Here is a 24,908-nt window from a genome sequence, read left to right on the forward strand (position 1 = left end):
TGCGGATCGGGCGATCCTCCTCGATGACCTTGAACCGGTCATCCTCCAGCACCAGCGCGCCATTTTCGACGGCATAGCGGCGGACCTTGCCGGCCTCGGCATCCGCGAAGATGATCTTGTCGATGCGCTCGCCCGTCTCGGCATCGACGACGCGGATATCCGATAGGATATCCGTATCCGTCACGCCCAGCTCGACGCAGGATGGAACCGGACGGGCACCATCGGCGGCGATCTCGCCCTGACCTTCGATTTCGTCGCTCATGACACTCTCCATCAGACTGTTGCTATGTTGGAAACCACAGTCGCTGTGACCTTGTGACCGCTTGCGCCACTGGCCTGACAGTTGAAATCTTGCGTGATTCCATTTGGCCCGGTGACGCTTCGCTTCGCTCTCGGCATGAAGACGCGGGGAAAACTGAACTTGACGCTGTTCGTGGTGCGCTCCCAGCCGACCTCATCCAGGTTAACCGGCGTCCCGTTCGTAGCGGCATTCATGAGGTCGAGGCTGTCGAATCGCGCTGTGAAGCGGATGGATGCCTGCACGACGCCAGGCACCGCGCCCCCGATCCGGCCATCATTTCGGATGACCTCGATCGGGTTCATGCCGTTGGATATGGCGATATCTGCCGACACGATATTGCCCAAGGCAACGCCATCGCGCTTGATGACACCGGTCGCCTGGGCAAAGCGACCGCCGAAACGCGCCGAAGGCGTGCCTGCAACAGACGTCGTGGTGAACTGGCTTTCGCCCTGCGCAATCATCGATATCGTGGCATTGAGCATACCACCGCGCGCCATCGCAATACGCATCTGGTTGGCATAGGCGCCATAGTGCACCGAATATGCCGGAACATCGGGATGCCCGATTTCGATGGAGTGGCTGGGCAGCGCCGACTTTCCGGATTCGAAGATATGCGTGTACGGCCCGGTGCCGCTGGTGACAGGCGCGCCGAACATGGCTTTCATCCAGAAGCTGAACGCACCGCTATCAACTGGCACCACGATATCGCCATTGTCGGTTGCCACGTCATAGGACGGGTCCAGACCTTCGCGGCCGAAACCGAGAAGATCATCTTCGAGCAATGGCCGCTCTTCGCTCAAGTCGCTCGACACGAAAGGAAGCTTGAGGAAACCGCTGGCTGGGGTCATTCCGTAGGTCGTCTCTTGCGCGACGTGCATGACCGAATTGATGCCCATAGCAAAACCCATGGCCAAACTCCTTGTTGTCAGTTGAAATTCAGAGGGGTCGGTCGCTCGAATAGGTGGCGACGATGTCGAAGGTCGCGCCCAATTCGGTGCGTGATCCGAAACTGCTCAATGGCTCGACGTCCAGTCCGCTGACGTCCAGATAGGATACCAGCCCGCCGAGAAAACGATCGGCAGAAACGGCCGCGCCGATCTTTCCGGCAATCCGGTCGATCACGACGCGCAGGGCCGTCGTCTGCTTATAGGCGCGCAGTTCTACCGGCACCCGATGGACCCAATGCCAGGTCGGCGGACACAGATCGACGCCTTCCTCTTCCAGCTGCCCGTCGCGCAGGGTGACAGTCTCGAACTCGCCGGTTCGTCGCGCCCTCTCTGCGCCATCCTCCAGGCCGATCACCTCATGATCGGGCAGGGCGACGCGGACCATGGCGAGAACCGCCTGATCGACATCATGGCGTAGCGACATGGGGATCAACTCCAGAGTGCAGCAAGACGCGCGGCGATTCGGGAAGCGGCGCGCTGTGTCGGGCCATCCAGGTCGAGCAGACGCGGCTTCTTCACGGCCTTGACCAGCGTAAACATGAGGACAGGCTTCGCCTTGCGCGGTGCCATGCCCCGACGGCCGCGCAGGCGTCCCGCCGTCGCCTCACGATAGCCGCGCGATACACCGGACACGACGTCGATGAAGGCGAAGCCCTTGCCGCCATCGATCACGACGTCCAGCTCTGCGTTAAAATGCAGTTCGACTTCTTCGGGCGTCATCGCCGTGCCGCGCGACCGCTTGCCCAGCGAGGACGCATAATTGGTTGACCGCCGCCGACGCGGCACTGCTTTGGTCGGTATCCACAGCCATTTGCCACCATTGACCGGACGGATCGTCGCGCCATCGATGTAAGACGATATAATTTCAGGTGCTGCCGACCAAATATAGCCCGCTGGATTGAGTGACCGGCCGGCCTTCGGATATACGTTCGATCGCCATGTCTTCGCGATGCGCGCACCCAGTCCTGCGCTGGTGACCTGCTCGCGCAATTCCAGCTTCAGCGCGTCAACTTCGTCGTTCATGATGTCGGTGATGTCGCGCGCAATATCGCCCTCGATCGCCGCCATCTGCCCGACCAGCGTCCCGCCGACCATCTCCGCCAGCATCTTCACCGTGTCACATCCACCGGCTCGGCGCCGGTCGTCCAGATCGTACGCCGTGCATTCAGCATGGGATCGCCCGTCACGAGGATCTCCATCTCAGCACCATCCTCAATCAGGATGAAACGGTCATCCTCACCAAGATCATCCACCTGCGACCTGCGAACGCGCAGCTGACAGGTGGGCATGATGACGCGGCTATCGCCAAACCGCGGAACTTCATCCGGCTCCTTCCGGATCACCCGCACATTTTCGATCGTCTGGCCAAACCGCGACACATAGGTCGCATCCTCCCCAAAGCGCCGGAATACGGCGTCTTCGAGACGCGCACGGACTTCGGGGAAGGACATTGCGATGCAGCCTTAGATCGTCTGGATCAGCTTGACCCGGCCCTTTGCCGCCGTGGACGCTTTGGCTTCGGCAGCAACGCCGCGCTTGGTATTGCTACCAACCGTGATCGTGAACACCTTGGCGGTGTCGTCCCAGTAGAGAAGCTGCCCTTCGGTCCATGCCTGCGAACTCGCATGGGTCGCCGCCGGAGCGTCGAACACGCCTTCCGTCGCCGCCGCAAAGCGGACTCCCTGCGCGGCGGTCGCCTGCGCCACGACGATCAGTGCGCCGATCAGCAGCACCTGGCTTTCCGTCACGCCGCCTGCGGGCGCGGTGAAGTCCATCACCTTGCCCGGCTGAACAAAATTACTGCTCATGATAATTCTCCCGTACGCTGTTTCACCGGCTGAAAATCAGCCTGAATAGCGAGCCGAACGGGGCAGCAACGCCGCCCCGTTCAGATTACTGCCCGGCGTTGGTTGCGGCCGAGCGCCAGTTGAGAGCGCCGACGCCGTAATCGAAGCGGACCTTCCATTCGGTCCCGTCAATCCGCCAACCTTCCTTCATCTCGGTGTAGGGTTCCTGATTGCCGTTCAGGAAAACGACCTCGATTGCCGGGGCGACATTCGGGTCAGCGAACGCATAGTAGCGGGAGCCCTGAAGGCGCGGTGTACCGACAATATCGCGGAACAGGCCCTTGACCCGGTTCGGCATCTGCAACTTGCCAGCGGTGTCGGGATCATATTCGGCGCCGTTGATGACGACGACCTTGCCCTTCATCCCCAGCGGACCGAGGAACACATCTGGCGTGATATCGAGATATTCGTTGCCGGACAGGTCCATCTGGCTGCCCATCAACACGCTGAGGGCGTCGAACGCATCGACGGAAGGCGCTGCGCCGGTCGCGGCGATATTGGCGTGATCGGCGTGGAACAGGGTCTTTCCGTCACCCATCACCGGCCCCAGGCCGCCATTCAGCAGCAGCAGGACATAGACGTCCTTTTCGACCGACAGTTTCGCAGCGCGGCCCAGCTCTACCGTGATATCGTTGAACGCGCCCAGATCGTCGTTGACGATCGCCTGCCGGGTCAGGCCGACGATATTCCCCTTCGTAACGGCACTGATCGATTCCTTCGCGCCGTCGGGGATGGCCTTGTTCTTGAACTCGCCGTTTTCGGTCAGGGCATCGAGCGCGCCGAAGGTGCCGCGCAAGATGCGTGGGTGCGGACGGAAATCGGACACCGATCCGATGCCGCAGAAACGCCGCCAGGTATCGGGGGCGGTCAGATAAGCCGCCTGAAGCGTCTTGTGCATGACATTTTCGAGCAGCACGCCGAAGGCACTGGACGACTGGAAGGGGCCGCCTGCGCTGCGATGGGTCAGCGCCATCCCGACGATCTGATCCCGGTCATAGCTCTGGATGCGAACCCCGGCATTTTCCAGCGACATGCGCGCCAGTTCGACATTGCGGATGCCGCGAAGTTCGCCGGGGTTCAGGTCGATGGTTTCGCCACGCATCTTCGCGGCGCGGGTGACCATTTCGGTCAGACCGGCACGCTCGATGATCGAAGCCATCGCGCCACGCTGCCACTTGTCGGCGGCATCGGCCGTCACCTGGACATTGCCCCCACCGGTGGTGATGCCGCCGGTCTGGGCACGCTGGGCTTCTGCGGCCGCCTGCATCAGCTGGCTACGCGCCGTTTCCACGCTCACTTCGCCACGCTCGTTCTGCTGCACCAACTCGTTGGCACGCGTGGCGATCGTATCACCGAACGCGCGCGCCTGCTCGACAAATGCCAATGCCGTACCGGCACTGAAGCGGCTGACCGACGCCGCCGGGGCGGCGCGTTGGCCATCCGGGGCAGAGACAGGCGCAGGCGCCGGTGGCGTCACGATGGTCTGGGCCGGTTCCTGACGCTGGCCTTCCGGTACAGCGGGCGTGATAATGGTGGCCGCACCTGCGGCGGGGGGATTCGCTTCCGGCATGGTCCGGTTCTCCATTATGGTGCAGGGGGAAACATGATCGCCCGACCGCACCCCTGCATTCGGGTCGGCGGCGATTGGGACGAAGGAGACTTCGCGGAGTGCCCAGCGCGTCACGCGGTAGACCGGTATTTCGCCTTCGAACCGTTCGAAAATCATCTGCTCGCGGCGATAGCCGCTGCTAACCTTCAGCGGCGCATTGGTTGCAGGCGCCAACTCGGCCTCGATCGACTTGGCCAGTTCATTCTGGCCAAGCGCCCCGGTGACGACGACCTTGCCGGCTTCGAAACGGGCGGCGGTCACGCTGCCAGCGCGCTGCGCCATCGACCAGCGATTATGAGCATCCAGCAACGGACAATTGCCCGCCTCAACATCGGTCAGGTCGACCGCTTCGGCGCGGCAATCGAGGATTTCGTAATACCAGTCGCAATCGAGGCCGATTTCCCAGCCTCGCATTTTGACCGGCGTTTCCGTGGCCGCGACAATCTCCATCGTACGGGTCGCAGCATCGAAGCTTCCCGGCGCGACGAAACGCTGGCCGAAAGGCACATTCACCTTGCGCGCGCCATCGCTTCCCGTCCCCGCAAGGGGCGGAACGGTCAATTCCGGCATTGTCATGCCCTCCTTATTGTTGGCCTTCGCCCTTTGGGGCGATGTAACCGGCGGCCATTTGCAGCACACCGCTATCGGTCAGGCGGCGCGGATCGCTATCGAGCGCAAGGCCAAGATCATCGATCAGCTTGTTCATGCGGGCGACTTCCCGCAAATGGTCCTCCGCGTTGATCCCGCGCTCTGCCAGACCTTTACTGATCAGCTTCAGCCCCGCGCGAATTTCCATGATTTCGCCCATCAAATCCTTGATCGGGTCGACCAGACGTCGGACGGGAAGCGCCCACGACATGCGCACGTCCAAAAAGCGTTTGTCGCCGGTGGACAGCGCCAGACGGCGCAGCCGCCGCAATGCAGCGGGGCGCGCCAACAAGGGGATCACCTCATTTTGCTGCCAGTCATCCACCAGCGCATAGCTGCCGTTCATCGCGGCGCGCAGGCCGGAATAATTGGCTTGGCTGACATCGCCGGTCATCAAATGATAGGGCACCATATTGGCCGAAATCCCAGCCAGCTCCTGCTGGATGAATTCGACGGTGCCTTGCGATGGCTGCGGATTGATGGTCGATGTCGTCTCGCCGGGCCGCAACCGCACTATCATGCCGGGGCTGAGCGTTTCACCTAGCGGCTTGGTACCATCGTCACCTTCGCGCACGCCCTGCACACCCAGCGGCGAGCCGCTGCCTTCGCCGGGCTGGATAACCAGCGCCAGACAATTCTGGATTTTCTCGCGCAGCCGGCGCGCATCGGAAATGTCGGACAGGTCGCGCAGCGTCGTAGCCACGGCCCCCAGCCAGGACACACCACGCGTCTGCCCGTAGCGCAACCGCTCATACAGATGATCGACATGCGCGCCGATCACATATTGCGACGACGTGCTGAGCATGCGAACCGGGTCGTTCGGATGCTCTGGATATAGCCAGTAGCCGACCCGCTCCGCACCCACGATATGCACGCCCTGTACAACCTTGCCATTCGGGCGGCCATGCGCCGTCTCTGCATAGGATTTGGACCCGTCCAGCTGCTCGCCTTCCAGGCCGATAACACGGCCATCCGGCCCATTTTCATCCGGCGCCCAGACGGTCAGGCTCTCCCCGCCGACGATCAGTTCGCGGACGCCGATCTTGCCATGGCCATACCAGTCACCCTGACCGTCGACCTTGCTTTCGGCCCAGCGGTCCCAATCATCCTGTGCCTTTTGCTGGACGCGCTTGACTGGATGGGTGAACTGTGGCGCGATCCCATCACCCCAGATCGTCGCCACCATCTGGCGGACGCCCGCCGCCGCCGACTTGTTGTTGCGCACCAGATCATGCGCCTCGCGGGCCAGTAGTTGGCGGCCCCGCGCGCCCTCGCCATCCGCTGAACTGGCGTCAGGCCGGGCAGACGCGGCGCGCCGACCCGGCTGCGCAGCGTCATATCGGCGCATCCCGTCGGTCGCCATCGTTCCCGCCAAGTAGCGGGCGCGCGACTGTTGCCGCTGGGCCGCCCATCCGGGGGCGAAGGGCGCTATCGCCCTGTCGATCGCGTCGCCCAGCGCCATCTTATCGCGGATCGTAGATCGCGACTGTGGACGCGGGGCGGCTGATGCTGCCAACGCTCGGCGCATTGCGGCTTACGAAATAGTCGATCGCCGCTTTCAGATCGGCGATGCTGCGATAGGTGACGCGCTCTCCGTCAGATTCGACGGTCAGCTCGCCGGAGGCCAGCGCCTCTTCCAGCGCCGCGATCTTGGTCGAATAGTCGGTCACAAATAATCGTCCCTCGAATCCAGATATGTGTCAGTTTGGGCCGTCGAACGGGGCGGCTCCGCTTTCGACGGGGCCGGTTGCGTCAATCCATTGGCCAGCAAATCGCCTTGATCCGGGTTCGTCGGCGCATAGCGTTCCGCCCGCAGCTTGGCCCAATCGACCTCGCTCAGCGTATCCAGCATCAACTTCGCCATCGCCGCCATCGCGTAGATGCGACAATCGAGATAATGATTCTGCCGCCCCGGCATCGGCGTCCAGCGCCGATCCGGGAAACCGTTGATCATCTTGACGACGATCGTTTCCGCCGTGCCCTGTTCCGCCCAATCGGGCGGCGTGTCCCGGCCCAGATGCACCCGGCCAACCGGAACGACTGCATCCATGCCACTCTCGACCGCCTCAGCCGCTGCTTTGAGTGAGGCCCGCAAGAAGCCGTACCATGTCAACTTCAGACCATCGATCCCGACCAAGAAGGCCTTGTCTTCAACCTTCTTCGACTTCTCGCCGACCCTACGACCCTGCTTGTCATAGGCGATGGCCTCGCCGCGCCCGATCGGCGGACGGCTCCATCCGGCCCGGCCGAAAATCGGTGTCCGCCGGGGCCGTTTGGCGCAATAGGCCTGCGCCGCCTCAGTATGATAACCGGCGTCGATACATTCCTGATCGATCGGGACCTCCCGCCCGCCGGGGAACGTCACCCCGCGCTTGGTATAGGCGTCCAGATCGGCCCATGCGCCAGCGCCCGGCACGTCCGTATGACCGGGGATGAACCGCGCATCGAGTTGCCATGTCTCCGCCCGCTCGGCCACGCCGACAATCTCGCAATAGATACCGTCGCCCTGAACATCCGCCCCAAGGACAACGACGACAGGGCCAACAGGCATCTGGCCGCGTCCCCAATGCTGTTCCCGCAGCGCTGAAAGCGCCTCGTAATCGGGGGTATCGCCCTTTAGTTCGAACTCTATCCCACGCTTCAGGTTCGTCCATGTCTTCAGCTTGGCGATATCGCCCTGCGCATCACGGAAGCCGACTGCCATTTCGGCCCAGCTCTGAAACGGCGATATCTCGCCTGGCAGGTGAAAACCGCGCTTGATGCTCTGGGGCATCCGCGCTCGCAGCGCCTGAAACACATCTTCATCCAGAACGCGCGGCATCGCCTCGCCATTGATCTGGTCGGACAGCCAGCCATCGGCCAGCTTCATCGATCCTTTCTGCCAATGCTCGATCCGCTCAACGCCGCAGCAAGGCGGGGTGAGGAACGCCTCTTCATGGTGACCCTCGGGCCAGCGAATATCTTCCCAGTCCGGCACGAAACGCGACCCGCATTCCGGACATTTCAGGTAAAACCGCCGTCTGTCGCTGCCGCGATAGGCATGGCCGATCTTGGACGATCCTTTGATGGTCGGCGTCGATATCTTGCACCGTTTCGACAGACCGCGCGACCGCCAGACCTTCAACCGCTCATCGACCATCCCTTCCGGCGACCCCTGACCGTCAAGGTCATTGGGGAACTGGTCAAGATCGTCTTCCACCGCGTAGCGGACTGTGCGCTGGCGCAGGTTCGCCGCAGAATTGGCGCCCGCCAGCAATATGTAGCTGCCGCTGCCTGCCCGGCTGAACAGCACTTTCTCACTGGTCGAACCGTCCCCATTGGCCAGACCCTGCGCGCGAATGGTGCCGCCGCGATCCGGGTTCAGTCGGGGTGATGCCTCGACCATCGGCCAGAATTTCTCCGCCGCCCACTGGGTGGCCGCCTTCGCCGTGGCCTGCACGAACAGCACAGGCCCCGGCGCCAGGTCGCTGATGAAGCCCAGCCAGTTTTCGGCCGAAGCCGAACCGCCAGACTGCGCGCACTTGATGACCACCACTTCGGCGCAGGGATCATGCGGCGACAAGGCGTCCATAATCTCAACCAGTTCCGGCGCCGTGTCGTGCCGCCATTTCCCCGGTATCGGCGCATCGTCGGGGAAGTGCCGATATTCCGCCGCCCATTCCGACACGCGCATGCGCGGCGGCGGACGCATCCCCGAAGCCAGTGCCCGATCCAGACGGCGAACGTTGCGGCGAAGGACGCCGCCCGCCACCGTCCCAAAGCGTTCGAAATCGAATGTCACGCGGCTTCCGCCTCCGGCGCCTCACCTTCGTCGCGATCCAGCGCACCGCCCTCAATCGCATCGGCCAGCGCCGCGAAGGCCGCGTCACAGGCCTCATCCATCAGCAGCATGGCTTCCCGCGTCTCGCGGGCGGCGGCGATCCGTTCGGCCCGCCCTCGCAATTCCGCCATCACTCTTTCGCGAGCCATGCGGCCCAAACTGGCAAGGCGGCGTTCGCATTCGGACAGCGGCACCAGCTGGCGCGCCATTTCCGCATTCTTCATGCGGCGGGCGACAAGCTCTTCCTCCGCCACCTCGACCCGGACCGCCGCAGCATTGCGGCCGCCGGTCTGGGCGGCGTCGCTCTCCATCGGCAATTCGCCAATGGCCGGCGCTTCGCCGATTGCCGTGGTCGGGCGGCCCCGTGTCGGATCGATGCGGGCGTTCAGTTTCGCATCGGTTCGTTCGACATGCACCGCCAGCTTGCCGTCCGGCCCTTCGGCAAAGACCAGCAAACCGGCCTTCTTCCAGTTCGATACGGCCGATTTCCCAACGCCGCGATGCGCGGCGAACTCAGCCTGCGTCATCAGCGCCATGGTCAGCCCTCAAACTGCCCCGTGAACCGGTTCAGTTCACAGAGTTCAAAATGCAAAACACCCCTTGAACCGTAAAATGGTGCGCCTCGCCCCACCGCACTTGGTACCCCTACCCGGGAAGGACCCGAAGGGGGGGGGCGGGGGTCCACTCCCCGTTGCGTGATCGCGCAACAATGTTACGCGAACTTGCCCTCGGACAAAGGGTTAGCCCTCACGATATGAATACTCTGCCAAACGGCAACGCCCCGCCGGGCAAAGGACCAGGCGGGGCGTTGCAAGGTGAGGAGAGGAGTGCCGCAGCCGACCCACAGGCCTGCCCCAAGCGTAGATAGCTATAGGCCCAAATCGCCCGAGATGTGGACAAACATAATTTTACGATCGCAACTTATACAGTTTGACATGCAAACGCCGCGCTTTTCTGCGCGTTTGCGGCCTTCACCACCAAATGCATCGCCCGCTCATACCGCTTGCGCAGGCCGTGCTGCCCCAGCTTGAGGCCCATCGGCCGCAACAGCCTGCCCCACGGCACCCGCTTCTCGCCCCGCGCCAATGCCCCGATCGCCAGCGCGATCAACCGCCGGTCCCGTTCCTTCGCCGCCAGCACCCACGCGAACGCCTCTTCCATCTCGGCGATGTCGCGGCGCGTGGCGGGCAGGGGCTTCAAAGGAATGTCGCTGCTGTTGCCCAGATAACCCCGCGCGTCATAGTCGCCGGCTTCATGCTCGCGCACGATGTCCGGCCAGCTGGCCTTGACGCGCAGCCACCCCGCTTCCCGGTCTGACAGCCGCCGCATGACCAGCATCGCTTCCACCAAGCGCTCTTCCACATCGGCAAAACTATACATCCTCCCTTCCTCCCTTTCTTGGGAGGGAGATATGGGAGGATAGAAGGGTGAATTATCAATAGGATGACTGTCATCAGGGAGCATGGGAGGGAATATCCTGTTCTTACGCGCGCGCATGCGCGCATGTGTCACGCGCCCGCGCACGCGCCCGTGGGACTATGGCGATTTCCCTCCCAATCTCCCGCAAGCTCCCGAACCGGCGGAAATCTGCGGATTATGAGGATGCGCGATCCTCCCGCAGGTGGGAGAGAGGGAGGATCATGGCGGCAAATCGTCGTCGTCGAATGACATCGGCGGCAGCGGAGAGGGGGGCACGGGGGGCTGATCGTTGGCCGCGACCGGCGGCGAAGCCCCGGCGGGCAGGCCAGCAGAGGGCTTGTCGGCATGTCGGGCAGGGGGCAGGTCGCGTTCCACCGGCCTGCCATCCTCCACGAAGTCATGGGGGTCGAACCGCAGCACGATGTCCTGCCACTGCATCGTGCTGGACTTGTTGATGCGGAAACTCTTGCGCTCCATCTCGGCGCGCAGCTTCTTCGTCGACCATGCCTTGCCCGTCTGGGGCAGGTTGCCTGACCAGGTCTGCCATGCGGCGAACAGTTCCTGCAGGGCGGTCGCCCCGACCGTGTTGCCCGGCTCTCGGGCGACGCACAGCGTCAGGAACTGGCCCAGCAGGTCGTTATCCTCATGATAGGCCTGCGTCGCCTCGACCATCGCCTCGGGCATCGTCAGCCCTTCGGACAGATAGGCGAGCGCCCCCGCGATCATCTGGTTCAGGATGCCCGACATTTCGTCGCGCAGCTTGTCCTTCAGCCGCTTGTCCTGCGCTTCCTTGGCGATGATGATGTTCCACGGCACCACCTGCATGCGTCGCCGGATGCCGAAATCGGTGCCGATGCGCGGCAGGTTGTTCGCCATCACCGTATTGGTGAAGGTGATCATCAATTCGAACGCCGGGCCGAACAGCTCGCGCACGCCGCCGATCGGTTCGTCCGACGTCAGCGCCTTGACCAGGCCGTCGGAGAATTTCGAATTATCCTCCGGCTCGTTGGCATAGACCATGCGCCGACCCTGCAACGCCGCCAGATGGGGCGAAGGGCCGCCGCCATTGCGCTTGAAGCCCGAGTCCATGAAGGTCTCGATCCCCGTGGCCCAGGCATAGTCGCCCAGGATATGGGCATGGGTCTGCACCCATACGCCCTTGCCGTTCGATCCTTCGCCGTAAAACAGTGCCATCACCTGCGCGTCGGCGATGCCCAGCGCATTATAGCCCGACCATCGGCGCAGCCACTCGCGCATGTCTTCGGCCGGCTGCACCTGGGCCAAAAAGGCGTCATATTGCGTGCATGGCGCGCCGGGGACATAGATCGCCTTGGCGATCTTCGTGATCTTGTCGGCGCGATCATGGTCGCGCCGCTCGACCCGCGCCGGCAGCATTTGCCCGTCCGGGCCTTCTTCCGGCCGGTGAAACACCAACGTCCCGTTCTGGACGTTCAGGATCAGCGGATCGGCGTCGAAATCCTCTGGCCGCGCCGACAGGCGGGCAGGGGCCAGCTTACGGATGCACTCGATATGGCCGCTGCTTTCCGACGTGCGGCCCCATGCCGCCAGCTTGTCGGAATAGAGCACGATATCGCCATTGCTCTTGACCTGCACGATATAGTCATGGCGCGGGCCGTCATGCCGCGTCTGCCGGGCCAAGTGCCGCTGCAGATACCACATGGCGCTGCGCCGCGACTCTCGCTTGGCCAATGCCTTCAGATGGGCTTTTTCGGCCGCTGTCGGATCGTCGCTGTCCGACTCTTCCTCCGGTTCGTCGCCGCCATCAGCGTCGGGATCGGGCAGGTCGCCTTCCTCCGGCGGGAAGGGGACGCCGCTCGCGCGCACGAACTCCGCCTCCTGCTGGATCAGCCGCATCACCTCCTGCGCCGCCCGCCCGAACAGCGCGTCGGCCATGTTGCGATTCCACCGCGTGCCGTCCCATGCGACATAGCCCGGCGACGTCGAACTCTGCGCCCATGCCGCCACGCACAGGAAATCATCGCCATAACGGGCAAGGAACCGCTCCAGATTGCCCAGGTCGGTCATGGGATAGCGGGCGCATTGCAGCGTCAGATCATCGTCCCACACCCTGTCAGGACCGCCCCCAGCCCCCTTTTGACCAGTCTTGCCCCTATCGCCTCCCGTTAGGGAGCTTGGCTCGCCATATTCAGTTTCCGGGGGAGGGGCGGAGGCAGGAAGAGAGGCGCGGGAGGATCGATGCGGCCGCGCCGCGCGCTGGCGCGCGCGCGACGCGATGTCGGTCAGGTCACGGGGAGTATCCTCCCCGGCGGTCCAGCCGCTGCTGATCGTGGCGTCCAGCTGGCGATCATCGTCATCGCCGGGATTGTCGCGTGCGGCCGCCTCGATCGCCGATCGCGCGAACCGGGCGTCCAGCGCGGGGAAGGGCACTGCGACCGTCAGCGACGCGATCTTGAGCGCGCTCTCGTTCAGCTGCGCGTTGCGCTGCCCGCTCGGCGCGCGCCGCACCGCCTGGCACTCCGCGTCCAAAGCCGAAAGCCCATATTTGCGCACGGCATCATATTCGGCCTGGCTGGCATTCGCTGCACCATGACCCGTTCGCCCTGGGCTTGTCGAAGGGCCAGGCTGAGCTTGTCGAAGCCCTGTTCCGTCGCCCTCGCAGGTCGCCTTCGGCCGATCGCTGTCGGCGCGCGCCTTCCGACCCTTGGACCGCAATATCTCGACCAGCGACGCCGGGGCCTCGACCGGGTCGTCATGCCGGTTCGTCAGCCAGCTATAGCGCCCCTCGCTGCCGTCAGCGCGGTAGAGGATCGATGGCGGTGCGATGACATAGCCACCCAGGCCGCGTACATCGACATGCCGGGGCAGGTTGCCGCGATTCCTGATCGGCTCGCCGCCATCCTGCGGTTGCAGCAGATAGACATGCACGCCCTCGCTTTGCGTCATCGCCGTCAGGCTGCGCGGCAGGTCGCACCCCATCTGCTCGACCAGCGCGGCCTTCAGCGTCTCCAATGTGAAGACCTCGCCGGTCTCATCGTCGATGCGCGGGTCGAAATCGAGCGCGAACAGCCCGTTATGGCCCATTGCCAACCCGATCATCGCCTCGGGCCGGCGCCGCCACCACCCCTTGATGACGTCTTCGTCGCAAGTCGCGTCCTTCACGCCCGACCCGCCATAGGGGGCCTTGGCCTTCAGCGTGATCTTCTCGCCATTGCCCTTGGTCAGATCGAAATCGCGCTCGCGGCACGGAAACACCGGCCAGCCCCGGCGCGCATAGGACAACGCCGCCTGGCCGAGGGGGGAAAGCATGGGTGCGGATTGGCTCACGGTCGTAAAATTCCCCCCGGCGGCAGCGGCTTTGCTCCCCGGTCATTCGATCTTGTCAGGACGCAGACGGCGGTGCTGGCGTCAGGAAGGTGCGCGATCGTCCGGGGCGTCGCCGGCGGCGCGATCGCGGCCGCTGTCGGGGCGCTGTGCGACATCGTCCTGCCGGCCATCCATCAGCTTCAACTCGCCGCCAAACTTCGGGATCACGATCTCGGCCTGCATCCGCTCGACGCCGTCTCGCCCCGTATATTTTCGGTAACGCAGCGGCCCCTCGACATAGACGGCGCTGCCCTTGCGCAGATAGGACATGGCGGTCTTGCCCAGCGCCTCGTTGAAGATCGCGACGCTGTGCCACTCGGTGGCCTCGCGCCGCTGCCCGCCGGCATCGCGCCAGCGTTCGGTCGTTGCGACGCGCAGCCGCACGATGCTCCCGCCGCCGGTCATGTCCGCCGACTTGGGATCTTCGCCCAGAAAGCCCAGCAGCGCGCTCTTGTTGATGCAGGCGGTCATAGGAGCATTCCCGGTTCCGCCCGATCGGCAGGGCCACAATCATGGTCGGGCAGATCAACTTCAAAAAGACCTTGCCGACCTGTGCAAACGAAAGGCTCGCGCAGCGGCCGAACGTCCTCCAGCATCCAGCCAAAGCGCCCCGGCCCGTAATTGCCGTATAGCTCCTCGACAGGGTCGATTTTGGATATCAGCTCTTCGGTTCGTTTAATGGCGACCAGCATAGCGGTTGCCACGACAGCGCCTAAGGGCAGTTGCGCTGGCAAACGTCCGACCAGCTGCTCTGCAGCGTGGAACTCGCGTTCATCAGCAGTCCAGCGCTTCGCCGCATGGATTGCGATCAGGCCTCGGTAGCTCGTCGTCCAGTGTCGGGTTTCGATCCTCTTGTGCCCCAGCGCGATCGCCGACGCCCAAGGCTGCCACAGCGATAAAGCTTTCACCATTCCCTCCCCTTGCCATTGTTCCAGTGCGCTACGGCCTCGGCATCGTTGCGCGCGTCGTCGATCGCGGCCGCGCCGGCGCGCTGGCAACCGGGACACTCGACCCAGGTCGACACATCGTCGCCAACCATCATTCTCGATCGAATGACGGGCATTCGCCCGCATCCGCAGCGATCGGCCCGCGCACTCATGCCGCAACCTGCAGCGATGAAGCGATTTCTCGAATTCGGCTGACCGCCGTGTCGAAATGCTTGGGGTTATGCTCGATCCCGATGAAACGCTTGCCGGCCTTCAACGCCGCAACCCCGGTGGAGCCGGTCCCCATAAAGGGATCACAAATTAGGTCGGCACCTATATTGCCGACAATCTTGTCCATTACCCTGTCGGGCTTCACCGTCGGATGATCAAATTGGCCCCCGCGACCAACTTGGCTAGTCACATGCCGCTTCTTCGCAGCCAGACCACCGATAGGGTGGTATCCATGGTTCCAGGCGTGGATATAGAGTTCGCTATCCGCCTGATAATGCTTGTTTGCCATCGGCATGGGGTTCGTCTTGATCCACATACACAGCGCAAACCGATCGAAACTGCCCTGGAGGTAGGTTGACAGCTTCGGCACCTGGTCATTGTGGCAGAAGACCACGACAGATCCGCAGAGCAGCGGATTGATAATCTGGTGATCAAAGCCCTGATCCATGCCTTCCTCAGCAATGCGATCAGTGTGGCCGCGCTGTTTCCGAAACGTCCCGCCACCGGACGTGCGCAGCACATAGGGCGGGTCGGTGCAAATCTGCGGGATAAAGCCCAGCGTTGGCAGAATCTGATAGCTGTTACCGAGGATCAGCCGTGCGGCGCCGATGATGATTTCGCGCACCATCATGCCAGCACCGGCATGTCGTCATGTTGCCGGCCGTCCAGATAGCGTCCCGTCATGGACTTGACCGCGTGCAGCGCCTGACCGCTGCCATTGCTCCAAATCTTCCCATCGGCGGCCATCTGGCCGGACGGAAGCCACTGGCCCCACTGCTTGAAGAAAAAAGGCACTCCAGCGTCAGCACACTGGTCGCGTAGACTGCGCGCCGCCTCTAGCTCCATCGGCCGAGCGTGGGGCCCGCTCTCCCCGCCGACGACGACCCAATCGAGCCCAGAGCGTTGCGGCGCGCCGTGCTCATATTGCCGTCCATCACGTTGGCAATTCCACAGGGGCGGGTGGCCGGCCTTGCACCAGCCGCAATCACCCCAGCATTCGCTGTTGAGGGCGGTTTCGCCATGCCAAGCCTCTTCCAGACTGATGAAGTCCAGCAGTGGTTCGCACGAAAGCCAGCGAACGGCGGCGGGCGTCGCCATCAAATCAGGAATGCGCTCATTGGCGCGTTGCTGATCCTCGACCGACGCGCCCAGCCAGATCCCTCGCGGCGGTGCAGTCGGAGCGTAATCATCAAGGGTCGCGCGCGCGTCATTCGCACGTCTGTTGAGAGGATCGATTCGGTCCATGATCAGCATGCCGGCATCGGCGTTCGCGACCTCCCAAAAATTGGCATCATTGAGCAATGCCCGGGCCCGCGCGGTTCGCTTTGTCAGGACTTGGAACACATGCCCTCGCAAGTGATGGGCTGCGATCATAACTCCGTAAATCTGGGCGATATCATGCGACGAGACGCTGTCATGAAACAGGTCGCCATGTGCGCCAGGGAAGATTGCACGTGGGCGCGCCCAATTGAGCGGCTGGTCGATCCATTCCCAGTTGACGCGAGTTTTGCCGTTCCAAACCGGCCCGGCCTTGCTCGCGTCGGTCAACCCTTCGCGGCTGAAATGATGGCGCAGCCGCGTCCCGGCAAGGCGCATCGCATAGCAATTCGTGCAGCCCGGTGAAACGACCGAACATCCCGTGACAATGTTCCAGGTCGCGGCGGTCCACTCGATCTTGGTGCCGTCGCTCATGCCGTCACCTGCGGCAGATTATCGATATTGCCATTCAGGACGTCGAAATTGACCGCAGTAACCCAGGGATTCGCTTCCCACGCGCCAGCGCCGTTGATGTGGTTCCAGAGGCGAGCGTAGGCTTCGACCGGATCACGGGTCCAACCGACAATAGGGTCGGTTATGCCATCATGATAGATGTCGCCTTTGCTGGTTGGAACTTGGGGGAGCGGCTTTCCAACTGAGATGCCTTCCGCAATGGCATCTGCTGGTGAGCAATCTTGCAAGCGCTCAACGCGGACGTCCGTGACGATCAGCGTAAGACGGCTTGCCCACCTGGGCATGTAGCGCCCGGCCCGATATCGCCCGTGATAGTCGCAATTGTCGCGCTCGACCTCCGGCCAGACCGCTTCTTCGCCGCCCATGTCGCTTGGCTTCAGATCATCATAGGCCCTGTGCGTTCGCCATGCTTCACGAACCCAGAGCCGGTCTCCCGGGGCAAAGCCGGTAAAGAACGCCACCTCTCCCTCTTCATCTCCGAACCATCCGGGGGCAGCAATCGCATCGTCAATACGAACGACATAGGTCAGGGCGGCATCGTTGGCCTGTCGGCAGCACCTGCGCGTCTGCGACTTACGGCCCTCCAAAAGGGCAACAATCATTGGTGCCGAAAAGAGAATGGATCGGTCCGCCATGTTACGCCGCCATCTTCCGCATCAGGCTGTAGACCGGCTGCGCGCTATAGAGGCCAAGCGCCCGCGCGATCGCGGATCCACTGCGCACGCCCTCGGCCATCAGCCCGCGAACCTGAGGCGCTATGTCCCGCTGCAGCGCCGCCGTGCCATTGAAGCGCTTGTCCTGCGGCTTGGCGGCGGGCAGGGGCGGGACCTCCCGCACCATATACACCTGCCCCGGCAACGGCTTGGCCGTGCGCTTGGCGACATAGCGGAAATTCTCTTCCCCCGGCCCATGCATGCGGCGCTCGCGATACAGCACGACATGCCCATGTTCGGCCGCCTCGCGCAGCATCGCCGCGACTTCCGACCGCACCGGCAGGAACGTCGCGCGGGCATAGACGATCGTCTCGCCCGCTTTTGCCGTCTTGAGCCAGGCGGCCACCATGGTTTTGCGCACCATCATGCTGCCACCTGCCGCAAATTGTCGCCCGGCTTCGCCACGGTCGCACCACGCCGCGCGCGCAGATGCTCCAGCCCCGCGTCGATCGCCGCGCGCATCGCCGCCGCCGTGCTTTCGTCAAGGTTCAGCGCGATGCCGCACCCGGTCAGGACGAAGCCTTCGCCAAAGCGGCTGTCCGCGATCGGCACGAACAGCCGTCCCGGTGGCAACGCCCCGCCCAGGCCGCCCATTTCGGGGAGAGCCTGATGCGATGAAGGCGCCGGACACGGAAGCGAACAGGGGATAACCGCCTCTGCCTCCGGCGCCTTCCCGTCCGCTTGGGGGCAGGGGGGCGTCACCCCGTCCGCGTCCGGTGTCTCATATGCAGGCGCGGCCCGCTCGAACATCTCGGGCAGCACCGCGCCCTCGGTCATCCGCGCGACCTCCGCCGCGAACGCCTCTTCCGGCACGATGTCGCCGGCAAGGATGCGCTCGATCGTCGATCCGCTATTCAGCACATGGCCGCCCGCGCGCGGCACGGCGTCGATCGTCTCGCGATGCGCCAGCAGCCATGCCGCCAGCGCCCGCGCGCCTTCGCTCGACGGATGCCCGTCGACGAAGCCCAGATGCTTGATCTGGCATGCGACGATCAGCTGCTCGGGGCCATGGATGCCCGGCGTCAATGCGCTGTCGAACGCGCGCAGGCTGAACGGGCGGAAACCCGATAGGTCGATCATGCCGTCTCTCCCTTCAACTTTTCGATCAATTTCAGGCGGAGCTGCGCCGACACCCGGTCCAGATCGTCGAGCGCATCGAGCGCCAGGCGCGCTTCGGTCGGATTGACTTCCTCGCCATCCGGGCCGTTGGGGCACACCGCGTCGGCGACCGCGCGCGACACGTCGCCAAACTCGGCAGCCATCTCGGCGACCGTGCGCATCATCCCGTCCGCGTCGTTCGACCCCTGCGGCAACGGCACGAACACGCCGCCGCGCCGGCGACATAGCCAGCTGGTGATGTGCGGCCATCCGGCGGCGCCATGCGTGCAATCCTCCAGATGGTCGATCAGGTCGATCGGCGCGAAGCGGGCGACGTTGGGCAGGCCGAAATCGCTGATTTCCTGCTGCCGGACGCCGGTTTCGGCCTCGACCGCGACTTGCCCGCCAAACGCCTTGGCCAGCGCCTTGAACGCGGCCTTCAGCGACTGCTGGTCGGGCGAGAGGGTGGCGCTTCGCGACATCAGGCCGCCTCGCTCTGCTGCGCTGCGGTAAGATCGCCGGATTTACGGGACGACGCTGCCGACGCAGGTGCGTTATCAGTGGCGCCGACAACATCCAGGTCGACGCCCAGGCTTTTGGCCAGAGACGTAATGCCGGCCATTCGCCAGCGAGGAATGCTTCCTCCGCTTTTCCAGCTGGAGACCGTCGAAGCGGGCACGTCCAACTCTCGGGCGACTGCGCTGGTACCTCCCAGTGCGGCGATGATGTGGGCTGCTGATGTCATGACAGGTGAATTACGATTATCGTAAGTCGCAGGCAAGTGGAAAATTACGATGTTCGTTATCGACGGCGGATTACGATTTTCGCAATGTCCTTTAGTGCTGACACATGACCAGATTCTCGCGGAACTTCGCGCGCAGGTAGGCGCAAGGAAATTCACGCAAAAAGCTTTCGCAGATTACCTGAAGATCGCGCCGGCTCGTATCGTCGAAATCCTTAAGGGCACGCGCCGTATCCAGCCGCATGAGATGGATCGCGTTGCCGCTTGGCTTAATATTGCGGACAATGACCGCATACCACCGGCACCTGAAGGGGCGATGCCAGTTCGTACGGTTCCCCTTCTGGGCGACGTCCCCGGCGGGCCTTGGCGGGAAGCGGTGCAAAACAGCAGTTCGGTTGTCCAGGTAGCGATCCCCGGCGCGCGTCCCCATGCTTACGCACTCAGGGTCGTCGGCGACTCTATGGATAAGATCGTAAATGATGGCGCAACGATTATCATCGACCCTGATGATCGAGACTTGTTCGACAAATGGCTATATGTCGTGCGAAACGGAGATAGCGAGGTTACCTTCAAGCAATATCGGGAAAGTCCTGCCCGACTTGTGCCGTGTTCACGAAATCCCGATCATAAGGTTATTCCGATCACCGATCGCTCCTATGAAATAATCGGTCGCGTCGTCCTCATCACCGTAGCACCTGATCAGGCCGCCTTGGACTGAATATGTTCGCGGCGGCTTTCCAAGTTGCCCGGCACTGTGACGAAGAACGTCCCCCATTCATCGTAGCTGCCAAGACCCCGTGCCATCAGATCGCGTCGCGCTTTCTCTCGACTGCTGCGCCAAGGGCCGATGGGCTCTGCAAAGCAGAGGGCTCGATACCACACGCATTCCTGCATTCCGCTCCTCCGAATCGAGTTCAAAAGATGGAACAAAAAACGAACAAACATCAACCATTGAGGAGATAGAAGCTGTGGATAACTCGCTTTAGAAAATCGGCCAGGCCTGACATTACGATTTCCGTATTGACATAGATATTACGAAAACCGTAATTGCATCCTGTCATCAGACAGGAGAAACCCATGCCCTATTCCGATTTCTCTCCCGAACAGCAGGCGGCGATCGACCGGTCGCTGCAGGCTGAAGCCACCGCTTTCCTCTACATGCTCGTGTCGATCGCGGCGCTTACGCTGTCGGTCGCGCTCTTCGCCTGGGCGATCTGGGCATGATGGGCGCGGCCCCGCGCGCATCCCGCGCCCATCTCTCCAGCCTCGGCCTCGCCGGGCTCCACCTCGAAATGGTGAGCGGTCAGGTCAACTCGATCGCCGCGCGCCTCGCGTGCCAGCGCGACGGCTCCGCGCCGGACCTGCTCGGCCAATATGACCAGCAGCTGGAAAACCAGTCCATCGCCCGCGACGCCTTCCGCGCCGAGCTGGAGCGCCTGACCGGCCTGCCCGCCGACCTGATCGAACGGAGGCTGTCGCTGTGAGCGACGATCGCATCCGACAACTGGAATTGATCGCCCGCCGCGTTGTCGAGTGGGTCCGCGCGGTCGACGATGACGCAGACGATTTGGACTATCTCAATGGTCCCGATGGCTGGAACGACATTCGCGAAACCGCCGCCATGGCCCGCGCAATCGTTGGAGGCGAAGCATGAAGCACGCCCTCTTGCTCGACGCCGACCGCACCATCGCCACGCGCGACTGGAACGACGGCATCATCGTCGACAACTTTGCTGGCGGCGGCGGCGCGTCGACCGGGATCGAGCGCGCCCTGCGCCGGCAGGTCGATGTCGCCGTCAACCATGACCCCGAAGCCGTCGCCATGCATGCGGCGAACCATCCGGCGACGCGGCACCTGTGCCAGAGCGTCTGGGCGGTGGACCCGCTGGAGGCCGTTACCTTCGCCAACGACAATGGCGAAATGCGGCCGCGCCCCGTGCGCCTCGCCTGGTTCTCCCCCGACTGCAAGCATTTCAGCAAGGCGAAGGGCGGCAAGCCGGTTGAAAAGAACATCCGCGATCTCGCTTGGGTCGTGCATCACTGGATCGATCGTCTCGGGCCGATGCTGCGCCCCGCGATCATCATGCTGGAAAATGTCGAGGAATTCCGCACCTGGGGGCCGCTGGCCGAAGACGGCCGACCCTGCCCGAAGGCGAAGGGCAAGACCTTCAATCAGTGGGTCGCCAAGCTGCGCCGCGCCGGCTACCGGGTCCAGTGGAAGGAACTGCGCGCCTGCGACTATGGCGCGCCCACCTCGCGCAAGCGCCTGTTTCTGATCGCCCGCTGCGACGGTCAGCCGATCGTCTGGCCCAGGGCGACCCATGGCAAGCCCGGCCTGCCGGCGGTCACCAGCGGCCAGATGCTGCCATGGCGCACGGCGGCCGAAATCATCGACTGGTCCATTCCCTGCCCATCGATCTTCGAACGGGCCCGGCCGCTGAAGGACGCCACGTGCCGCCGCATCGCCGCCGGCATCATGCGCTACGTCATCAACGCAACGCATCCCTTCATCGTCCCGGTCTGCAACAGCGGATGGAACGCGACGCGAACCTGGTCCGCCGACGAACCGCTGCGCACCATCACCACGGCGAAGGGTGGCGAATATGCGGTAGTGACGCCCTATTTCGTCCCTTTGACGCATCAGGGCGACGATCGCACTTATGCGCCCGGCGAGCCGATCCCCACGATCACCGGAGCGAACCGCGGCGAAATCGCGCTGGTCGCACCCCACGTCATGACCATGCGCAACAGCGGCAAGCCCCATACCGGCGCGGCCGAACCGACCCACACCATCACGGCGGGCGGCGCGCATCAATATCTGGTCGCCGCCTTCATGGCGCAGCACAATGGAGGCGTTATCGGCCGCGCGGCCGATGCGCCGCTTTCGACCATCGTCCATCGCGGCACCCAGCAGCAGCTGGTGGCCAGCCATCTGGTCAAGCTCCAGAATAATCAGGACGGCAAGCCCGTCGACGCGCCGATCGACACGGTCATGGCCGGCGGCCTGCACCATGGCGAGGTCCGCGCCTTCCTGGTCAAATATTACGGCAATGAGGCTGACGGGCACGGCATGACCGGCCCGTTGGGCGCGGTGACGACGAAAGACCGGTTCGGCTTGGTGATCGTCACGATCGCGGGCGAGGATTATGTCATCGTCGACATCGGCATGCGCATGCTCACCCCGCGCGAACTGTTCAACGCCCAGGGCTTCCCGCCAAATTACATTATCGATCTGACCATCGACGGCCGCGCCCTGACCAAGACGGCACAGGTCCGCATGTGCGGCAACAGCGTCAGCCCCGTCATGTCCGAAGCGCTGGCCCGGGCGAACGTCGCCAACGACGACGAAGCCGAGAGGATCGCGGCATGAAGGCATGCAACTTCCCCGGCGCCCGCAGGATCGGCGCACCGCGCGATTGGAACGCGCAGCTTGATGGAGAGGTCGGAACGATCTTCGTGACGGATGTGGTCGACACCTTGTCCGGCATGAACATCATGTATTCGGTCTATCAGCCGACGGCCGAGGATCTGGCAGCGCTAAATGCAGGCGGAGCGATCCGCTTGGGCATCATGGGCCGCAGCCATCCGGTCTTCCAGCTTTGCGTGCTGAACCCACCCGCTTGCGAGCAGGCAGGGCTGGAACCGATGTGGGACTTGGGGGAGCCGATCGGATGACCGGCCTCGATCGCTACGCAACGCTCGCACGCGAAGCCGCCGCCGCCGTGGAACGCCGCCAGGCGCAATATCCGGCGCTGGTCGAACGCGGCAAGCTTTCGGCCGATCAGGCCGACGCGGAAGTCCGCGTCTGGCGCGCCATAGCGGCGGAATGGCGCTGGGTCGTGACGCTGGAGCGGATCGACGCCCCGCCGGCGACGCTGGACGAAAAGGTTGCGGCATTGGAGGAAAGTGCCCGCCGCGCCGAACGCGCCATGCGCCGCGCCTTTGCGCAGTCCGACACTGGCGTGCGCGAGGCATGGCAACAGGACATGCCCGTCGCCGCGATCCTCGATCGCTATGGTGACGCGGCCGCACCCTTCGTCGAGGCATGGGATCGCTACTGGACCATGGCCGACCTTCGCGACTGGTATCGCCGCGATCTGCCGGGCAGCGACCGCCCCGGCATCGCCCACTATGTCGATGCGCATGTCCGCGCGACGCGGCTGCAAAGGGCGGCGGCATGACCGCGCACGCCATGCCCCGCCGCCGGCAGCGCGCAAAGGCCGACTATCCCGGCAAGGTGGCGATTCGCCATGCCAGGGAAGCGGCCGAGGCCATGGGTATCAACCCCGGCGGGCTTGAGATATGCCCGGACGGCACGATCCGCATTTTCGACCGCGCGACGATTCCGACCGCCGCGCCCAAGGATGAGTTTGAGGAATGGCTGCAAAGCGGCAAATTGGGGTAGAGGGCGTCCACATCGTCACGTCGCGCAAGCCGGGCAAGCCGGTGCGCCATTATATCTACGCATGGCGTGGTGGGCCGCGCATCCGCACGGTCGAGGGCGGCGAAAAGCCCACTATCACCCAGGATGATGTGAAGGCGATCGCAGCCGCGCTGGAGGCGGCCCGGCCCGTGCCCAAGGACACGATCGGTGGCCTCGCCATGGCCTACCGCAGCAGCCCGGAATGGAAGGCGCTGGAGGCGTCGACCCGCGACACATGGGGCAGGGCGCTCGACAAGATCGAAAAGAAGTGGACGGACGTGCCGCTGCGCCTCTGGTGCGACCCGCGCATGGTGACGCAGGTGGTGAAATGGCGCGACGCCATGGCCGAAACGCCGCGCGCCGCCGACATCGCCGTCGCCCAGCTCGCGCGCCTGCTCGAATTCGGCCGCCTGCGCGGCCAGCTGACCGTCAACATCGCCGCTGGCATCCCGACGCTCTACCGCAGCGCCCAGCGCGCGGAGATCATCTGGACCGATGCCGACTTCGCCACCTGGAACAGCCATGACAAGGTCAACCAGGCGCTGCGCGACGTTGCCGCGCTGGCCGCCCACACTGGCCTGCGCCGCGCAGACCTGATCGGCCTCACCTGGGCCGAAATCGGCGACGTCGCCATCAGCCGCATTGCCCGAAAGAAGAGCCGTGGCAAACGCCGCCGCGTCGTCATGCCGATCCTGCCGACGCTCCAGCAGCTGCTGCACGATCTTAGGGCGCGCAAGCGCAAGCCGGGCGTCGAAACCGTTCTGGTCACCAGCCATGGGACGGCCTGGTCGGGCAATGGCCTCTCCGGCGCGTTCGGCAAGGCGATTCGGGAGACAGACCTGCACCACGTCGATGGCGACGGGGAAAAGCGGTGGAAGCACCTGCACGACATTCGCGGCACCTACGCCACCAAGCTGATGACCGCGCCGGGCCTCAACCTGACCGACAAGGAAATCGGCAATCTGATGGGCTGGAGCCCCGAACAGGTCGCAGAAATTCGCGCGCACTATGTTGACGACGCGGCCATTGTCGTGGCACTGGGCGAACGTCTCGCACAGGCAGCTGTAAAACGCTCTGTAAAACGCTAGACGGCAGCGGCCCTAAGTCGT

General features: G+C 63.7%; 32 protein-coding genes. 9 read left to right on the forward strand and 23 right to left on the reverse strand.

Annotation, left to right across the window (positions count from 1 at the left end):
• The 23 genes from LL253_RS17515 to LL253_RS17625 form a co-directional block, all read right to left on the reverse strand.
• Window positions 1-262, reverse strand: a 262-nt coding sequence (locus tag LL253_RS17515; protein WP_228227974.1) for a hypothetical protein, incomplete at its 3' end; no start/stop codon positions are given.
• 11 nt (window positions 263-273) lie between these two features.
• Window positions 274-1,209: a phage tail tube protein gene (locus LL253_RS17520; RefSeq protein ID WP_228227975.1), complete on the reverse strand. Its 936-nt coding sequence runs from the start codon at window positions 1,207-1,209 to the stop codon at window positions 274-276.
• Window positions 1,210-1,237: 28 nt separating this feature from the next.
• On the reverse strand, window positions 1,238-1,672 hold the full coding sequence (locus LL253_RS17525) for a hypothetical protein (RefSeq protein WP_228227976.1): 435 nt from the start codon (window positions 1,670-1,672) through the stop codon (window positions 1,238-1,240).
• A 5-nt stretch (window positions 1,673-1,677) separates the two neighbouring features.
• Entirely contained in the window at window positions 1,678-2,355 is a 678-nt protein-coding gene (locus LL253_RS17530) for a DUF6441 family protein (RefSeq protein WP_228228034.1), read from the reverse strand.
• Between the two features lie 2 nt (window positions 2,356-2,357).
• Window positions 2,358-2,699, reverse strand: a complete 342-nt coding sequence (locus LL253_RS17535; protein WP_228227977.1) for a head-tail joining protein — start codon at window positions 2,697-2,699, stop codon at window positions 2,358-2,360.
• Window positions 2,700-2,711: 12 nt separating this feature from the next.
• On the reverse strand, window positions 2,712-3,056 hold the full coding sequence (locus LL253_RS17540; RefSeq protein WP_228227978.1) for a DUF2190 family protein: 345 nt from the start codon (window positions 3,054-3,056) through the stop codon (window positions 2,712-2,714).
• 85 nt (window positions 3,057-3,141) lie between these two features.
• On the reverse strand, window positions 3,142-5,280 hold the full coding sequence (locus tag LL253_RS17545) for a prohead protease/major capsid protein fusion protein (protein ID WP_228227979.1): 2,139 nt from the start codon (window positions 5,278-5,280) through the stop codon (window positions 3,142-3,144).
• A 7-nt stretch (window positions 5,281-5,287) separates the two neighbouring features.
• Window positions 5,288-6,814: a phage portal protein gene (locus LL253_RS17550; RefSeq protein ID WP_228227980.1), complete on the reverse strand. Its 1,527-nt coding sequence runs from the start codon at window positions 6,812-6,814 to the stop codon at window positions 5,288-5,290.
• A gap of 1 nt (window position 6,815) precedes the next feature.
• On the reverse strand, window positions 6,816-7,022 hold the full coding sequence (locus LL253_RS17555) for a phage head-tail joining protein (protein WP_228227981.1): 207 nt from the start codon (window positions 7,020-7,022) through the stop codon (window positions 6,816-6,818).
• Entirely contained in the window at window positions 7,019-9,133 is a 2,115-nt protein-coding gene (locus LL253_RS17560) for a terminase gpA endonuclease subunit (RefSeq protein ID WP_228227982.1), read from the reverse strand. The genes LL253_RS17555 and LL253_RS17560 overlap by 4 nt, the downstream gene beginning before the upstream one ends.
• Window positions 9,130-9,708 (reverse strand): hypothetical protein, encoded by a 579-nt coding sequence (locus tag LL253_RS17565; RefSeq protein ID WP_228227983.1) that lies wholly within the window; start codon window positions 9,706-9,708, stop codon window positions 9,130-9,132. The genes LL253_RS17560 and LL253_RS17565 overlap by 4 nt, the downstream gene beginning before the upstream one ends.
• A gap of 385 nt (window positions 9,709-10,093) precedes the next feature.
• Window positions 10,094-10,552, reverse strand: coding sequence for a hypothetical protein (locus LL253_RS17570; RefSeq protein WP_228227984.1), 459 nt, complete (start codon window positions 10,550-10,552; stop codon window positions 10,094-10,096).
• A 258-nt stretch (window positions 10,553-10,810) separates the two neighbouring features.
• Window positions 10,811-13,879: a phage/plasmid primase, P4 family gene (locus LL253_RS17575; protein ID WP_228227985.1), complete on the reverse strand. Its 3,069-nt coding sequence runs from the start codon at window positions 13,877-13,879 to the stop codon at window positions 10,811-10,813.
• Window positions 13,880-13,978: 99 nt separating this feature from the next.
• Window positions 13,979-14,407 (reverse strand): single-stranded DNA-binding protein, encoded by a 429-nt coding sequence (ssb, locus tag LL253_RS17580; protein WP_228227986.1) that lies wholly within the window; start codon window positions 14,405-14,407, stop codon window positions 13,979-13,981.
• Window positions 14,404-14,847: an ASCH domain-containing protein gene (locus tag LL253_RS17585; protein ID WP_228227987.1), complete on the reverse strand. Its 444-nt coding sequence runs from the start codon at window positions 14,845-14,847 to the stop codon at window positions 14,404-14,406. The genes ssb and LL253_RS17585 overlap by 4 nt, the downstream gene beginning before the upstream one ends.
• Window positions 14,841-14,978: a hypothetical protein gene (locus tag LL253_RS17590; protein ID WP_228227988.1), complete on the reverse strand. Its 138-nt coding sequence runs from the start codon at window positions 14,976-14,978 to the stop codon at window positions 14,841-14,843. The genes LL253_RS17585 and LL253_RS17590 overlap by 7 nt, the downstream gene beginning before the upstream one ends.
• 53 nt (window positions 14,979-15,031) lie before the next feature.
• Window positions 15,032-15,724, reverse strand: a complete 693-nt coding sequence (locus tag LL253_RS17595) for a DNA-methyltransferase (RefSeq protein ID WP_228227989.1) — start codon at window positions 15,722-15,724, stop codon at window positions 15,032-15,034.
• Window positions 15,721-16,785, reverse strand: a complete 1,065-nt coding sequence (locus LL253_RS17600; protein WP_228227990.1) for a DUF5131 family protein — start codon at window positions 16,783-16,785, stop codon at window positions 15,721-15,723. The genes LL253_RS17595 and LL253_RS17600 overlap by 4 nt, the downstream gene beginning before the upstream one ends.
• Entirely contained in the window at window positions 16,782-17,426 is a 645-nt protein-coding gene (locus LL253_RS17605; RefSeq protein ID WP_228227991.1) for a hypothetical protein, read from the reverse strand. The genes LL253_RS17600 and LL253_RS17605 overlap by 4 nt, the downstream gene beginning before the upstream one ends.
• 34 nt (window positions 17,427-17,460) lie before the next feature.
• Window positions 17,461-17,904, reverse strand: a complete 444-nt coding sequence (locus tag LL253_RS17610; protein ID WP_228227992.1) for a hypothetical protein — start codon at window positions 17,902-17,904, stop codon at window positions 17,461-17,463.
• Window positions 17,901-18,617, reverse strand: coding sequence for a hypothetical protein (locus LL253_RS17615; protein ID WP_228227993.1), 717 nt, complete (start codon window positions 18,615-18,617; stop codon window positions 17,901-17,903). Before LL253_RS17615 ends, LL253_RS17610 begins: the two co-directional genes overlap by 4 nt.
• Window positions 18,614-19,117, reverse strand: a complete 504-nt coding sequence (locus tag LL253_RS17620) for a phage regulatory CII family protein (RefSeq protein WP_228227994.1) — start codon at window positions 19,115-19,117, stop codon at window positions 18,614-18,616. The genes LL253_RS17615 and LL253_RS17620 overlap by 4 nt, the downstream gene beginning before the upstream one ends.
• Window positions 19,117-19,380 carry a helix-turn-helix domain-containing protein gene (locus tag LL253_RS17625; RefSeq protein WP_228227995.1) on the reverse strand — a complete coding sequence of 88 codons (264 nt, stop codon included), beginning with the start codon at window positions 19,378-19,380 and terminating at the stop codon, window positions 19,117-19,119. Before LL253_RS17625 ends, LL253_RS17620 begins: the two co-directional genes overlap by 1 nt.
• 49 nt (window positions 19,381-19,429) lie before the next feature.
• Between LL253_RS17625 and LL253_RS17630 the strand changes: the two genes are divergently transcribed.
• The 9 genes from LL253_RS17630 (at window position 19,430) to LL253_RS17670 (ending at window position 24,887) form a co-directional block, all read left to right on the forward strand.
• The gene (locus LL253_RS17630) at window positions 19,430-20,095 is read left to right on the forward strand and encodes a LexA family protein (protein ID WP_228227996.1); all 666 of its coding nucleotides are present in this window, start codon (window positions 19,430-19,432) and stop codon (window positions 20,093-20,095) included.
• 359 nt (window positions 20,096-20,454) lie between these two features.
• A complete protein-coding gene (locus tag LL253_RS17635) occupies window positions 20,455-20,601 on the forward strand; it encodes a hypothetical protein (protein WP_228227997.1) in 147 nt (48 codons plus the stop codon).
• On the forward strand, window positions 20,598-20,861 hold the full coding sequence (locus LL253_RS17640) for a hypothetical protein (RefSeq protein ID WP_228227998.1): 264 nt from the start codon (window positions 20,598-20,600) through the stop codon (window positions 20,859-20,861). Before LL253_RS17635 ends, LL253_RS17640 begins: the two co-directional genes overlap by 4 nt.
• The gene (locus LL253_RS17645) at window positions 20,858-21,031 is read left to right on the forward strand and encodes a hypothetical protein (protein WP_228227999.1); all 174 of its coding nucleotides are present in this window, start codon (window positions 20,858-20,860) and stop codon (window positions 21,029-21,031) included. Before LL253_RS17640 ends, LL253_RS17645 begins: the two co-directional genes overlap by 4 nt.
• The gene (locus LL253_RS17650; protein ID WP_228228000.1) at window positions 21,028-22,746 is read left to right on the forward strand and encodes a DNA cytosine methyltransferase; all 1,719 of its coding nucleotides are present in this window, start codon (window positions 21,028-21,030) and stop codon (window positions 22,744-22,746) included. Before LL253_RS17645 ends, LL253_RS17650 begins: the two co-directional genes overlap by 4 nt.
• Window positions 22,743-23,051, forward strand: coding sequence for a hypothetical protein (locus tag LL253_RS17655; RefSeq protein WP_228228001.1), 309 nt, complete (start codon window positions 22,743-22,745; stop codon window positions 23,049-23,051). The genes LL253_RS17650 and LL253_RS17655 overlap by 4 nt, the downstream gene beginning before the upstream one ends.
• Window positions 23,048-23,557, forward strand: a complete 510-nt coding sequence (locus LL253_RS17660) for a hypothetical protein (RefSeq protein ID WP_228228002.1) — start codon at window positions 23,048-23,050, stop codon at window positions 23,555-23,557. The genes LL253_RS17655 and LL253_RS17660 overlap by 4 nt, the downstream gene beginning before the upstream one ends.
• Window positions 23,554-23,781, forward strand: a complete 228-nt coding sequence (locus tag LL253_RS17665) for a hypothetical protein (RefSeq protein WP_228228003.1) — start codon at window positions 23,554-23,556, stop codon at window positions 23,779-23,781. Before LL253_RS17660 ends, LL253_RS17665 begins: the two co-directional genes overlap by 4 nt.
• Window positions 23,754-24,887, forward strand: coding sequence for a tyrosine-type recombinase/integrase (locus LL253_RS17670; protein ID WP_228228004.1), 1,134 nt, complete (start codon window positions 23,754-23,756; stop codon window positions 24,885-24,887). The genes LL253_RS17665 and LL253_RS17670 overlap by 28 nt, the downstream gene beginning before the upstream one ends.
• Window positions 24,888-24,908: the final 21 nt, after the last annotated feature.

Source organism: Sphingobium soli, assembly GCF_020782245.1.
Lineage (GTDB): Bacteria > Pseudomonadota > Alphaproteobacteria > Sphingomonadales > Sphingomonadaceae > Sphingobium > Sphingobium soli.

Coding starts and splice junctions, on each gene's coding strand:
- LL253_RS17600 (WP_228227990.1), bottom strand. CDS start 16,785: ATGAGCGACGGCACCAAGATCGAGTGGACCGCCGCGACCTGGAACATT.
- LL253_RS17530 (WP_228228034.1), bottom strand. CDS start 2,355: ATGCTGGCGGAGATGGTCGGCGGGACGCTGGTCGGGCAGATGGCGGCG.
- ssb (WP_228227986.1), bottom strand. CDS start 14,407: ATGACCGCCTGCATCAACAAGAGCGCGCTGCTGGGCTTTCTGGGCGAA.
- LL253_RS17550 (WP_228227980.1), bottom strand. CDS start 6,814: ATGGCGCTGGGCGACGCGATCGACAGGGCGATAGCGCCCTTCGCCCCC.
- LL253_RS17520 (WP_228227975.1), bottom strand. CDS start 1,209: ATGGGTTTTGCTATGGGCATCAATTCGGTCATGCACGTCGCGCAAGAG.
- LL253_RS17655 (WP_228228001.1), top strand. CDS start 22,743: ATGAAGGCATGCAACTTCCCCGGCGCCCGCAGGATCGGCGCACCGCGC.
- LL253_RS17630 (WP_228227996.1), top strand. CDS start 19,430: ATGTTCGTTATCGACGGCGGATTACGATTTTCGCAATGTCCTTTAGTG.
- LL253_RS17670 (WP_228228004.1), top strand. CDS start 23,754: ATGGCTGCAAAGCGGCAAATTGGGGTAGAGGGCGTCCACATCGTCACG.
- LL253_RS17545 (WP_228227979.1), bottom strand. CDS start 5,280: ATGACAATGCCGGAATTGACCGTTCCGCCCCTTGCGGGGACGGGAAGC.
- LL253_RS17625 (WP_228227995.1), bottom strand. CDS start 19,380: ATGACATCAGCAGCCCACATCATCGCCGCACTGGGAGGTACCAGCGCA.
- LL253_RS17615 (WP_228227993.1), bottom strand. CDS start 18,617: ATGATCGACCTATCGGGTTTCCGCCCGTTCAGCCTGCGCGCGTTCGAC.
- LL253_RS17570 (WP_228227984.1), bottom strand. CDS start 10,552: ATGTATAGTTTTGCCGATGTGGAAGAGCGCTTGGTGGAAGCGATGCTG.
- LL253_RS17575 (WP_228227985.1), bottom strand. CDS start 13,879: ATGCTTTCCCCCCTCGGCCAGGCGGCGTTGTCCTATGCGCGCCGGGGC.
- LL253_RS17540 (WP_228227978.1), bottom strand. CDS start 3,056: ATGAGCAGTAATTTTGTTCAGCCGGGCAAGGTGATGGACTTCACCGCG.
- LL253_RS17535 (WP_228227977.1), bottom strand. CDS start 2,699: ATGTCCTTCCCCGAAGTCCGTGCGCGTCTCGAAGACGCCGTATTCCGG.
- LL253_RS17525 (WP_228227976.1), bottom strand. CDS start 1,672: ATGTCGCTACGCCATGATGTCGATCAGGCGGTTCTCGCCATGGTCCGC.
- LL253_RS17565 (WP_228227983.1), bottom strand. CDS start 9,708: ATGGCGCTGATGACGCAGGCTGAGTTCGCCGCGCATCGCGGCGTTGGG.
- LL253_RS17585 (WP_228227987.1), bottom strand. CDS start 14,847: ATGGTGAAAGCTTTATCGCTGTGGCAGCCTTGGGCGTCGGCGATCGCG.
- LL253_RS17610 (WP_228227992.1), bottom strand. CDS start 17,904: ATGATGGTGCGCAAAACCATGGTGGCCGCCTGGCTCAAGACGGCAAAA.
- LL253_RS17590 (WP_228227988.1), bottom strand. CDS start 14,978: ATGATGGTTGGCGACGATGTGTCGACCTGGGTCGAGTGTCCCGGTTGC.
- LL253_RS17650 (WP_228228000.1), top strand. CDS start 21,028: ATGAAGCACGCCCTCTTGCTCGACGCCGACCGCACCATCGCCACGCGC.
- LL253_RS17620 (WP_228227994.1), bottom strand. CDS start 19,117: ATGTCGCGAAGCGCCACCCTCTCGCCCGACCAGCAGTCGCTGAAGGCC.
- LL253_RS17665 (WP_228228003.1), top strand. CDS start 23,554: ATGACCGCGCACGCCATGCCCCGCCGCCGGCAGCGCGCAAAGGCCGAC.
- LL253_RS17595 (WP_228227989.1), bottom strand. CDS start 15,724: ATGATGGTGCGCGAAATCATCATCGGCGCCGCACGGCTGATCCTCGGT.
- LL253_RS17640 (WP_228227998.1), top strand. CDS start 20,598: ATGATGGGCGCGGCCCCGCGCGCATCCCGCGCCCATCTCTCCAGCCTC.
- LL253_RS17660 (WP_228228002.1), top strand. CDS start 23,048: ATGACCGGCCTCGATCGCTACGCAACGCTCGCACGCGAAGCCGCCGCC.
- LL253_RS17605 (WP_228227991.1), bottom strand. CDS start 17,426: ATGATTGTTGCCCTTTTGGAGGGCCGTAAGTCGCAGACGCGCAGGTGC.
- LL253_RS17635 (WP_228227997.1), top strand. CDS start 20,455: ATGCCCTATTCCGATTTCTCTCCCGAACAGCAGGCGGCGATCGACCGG.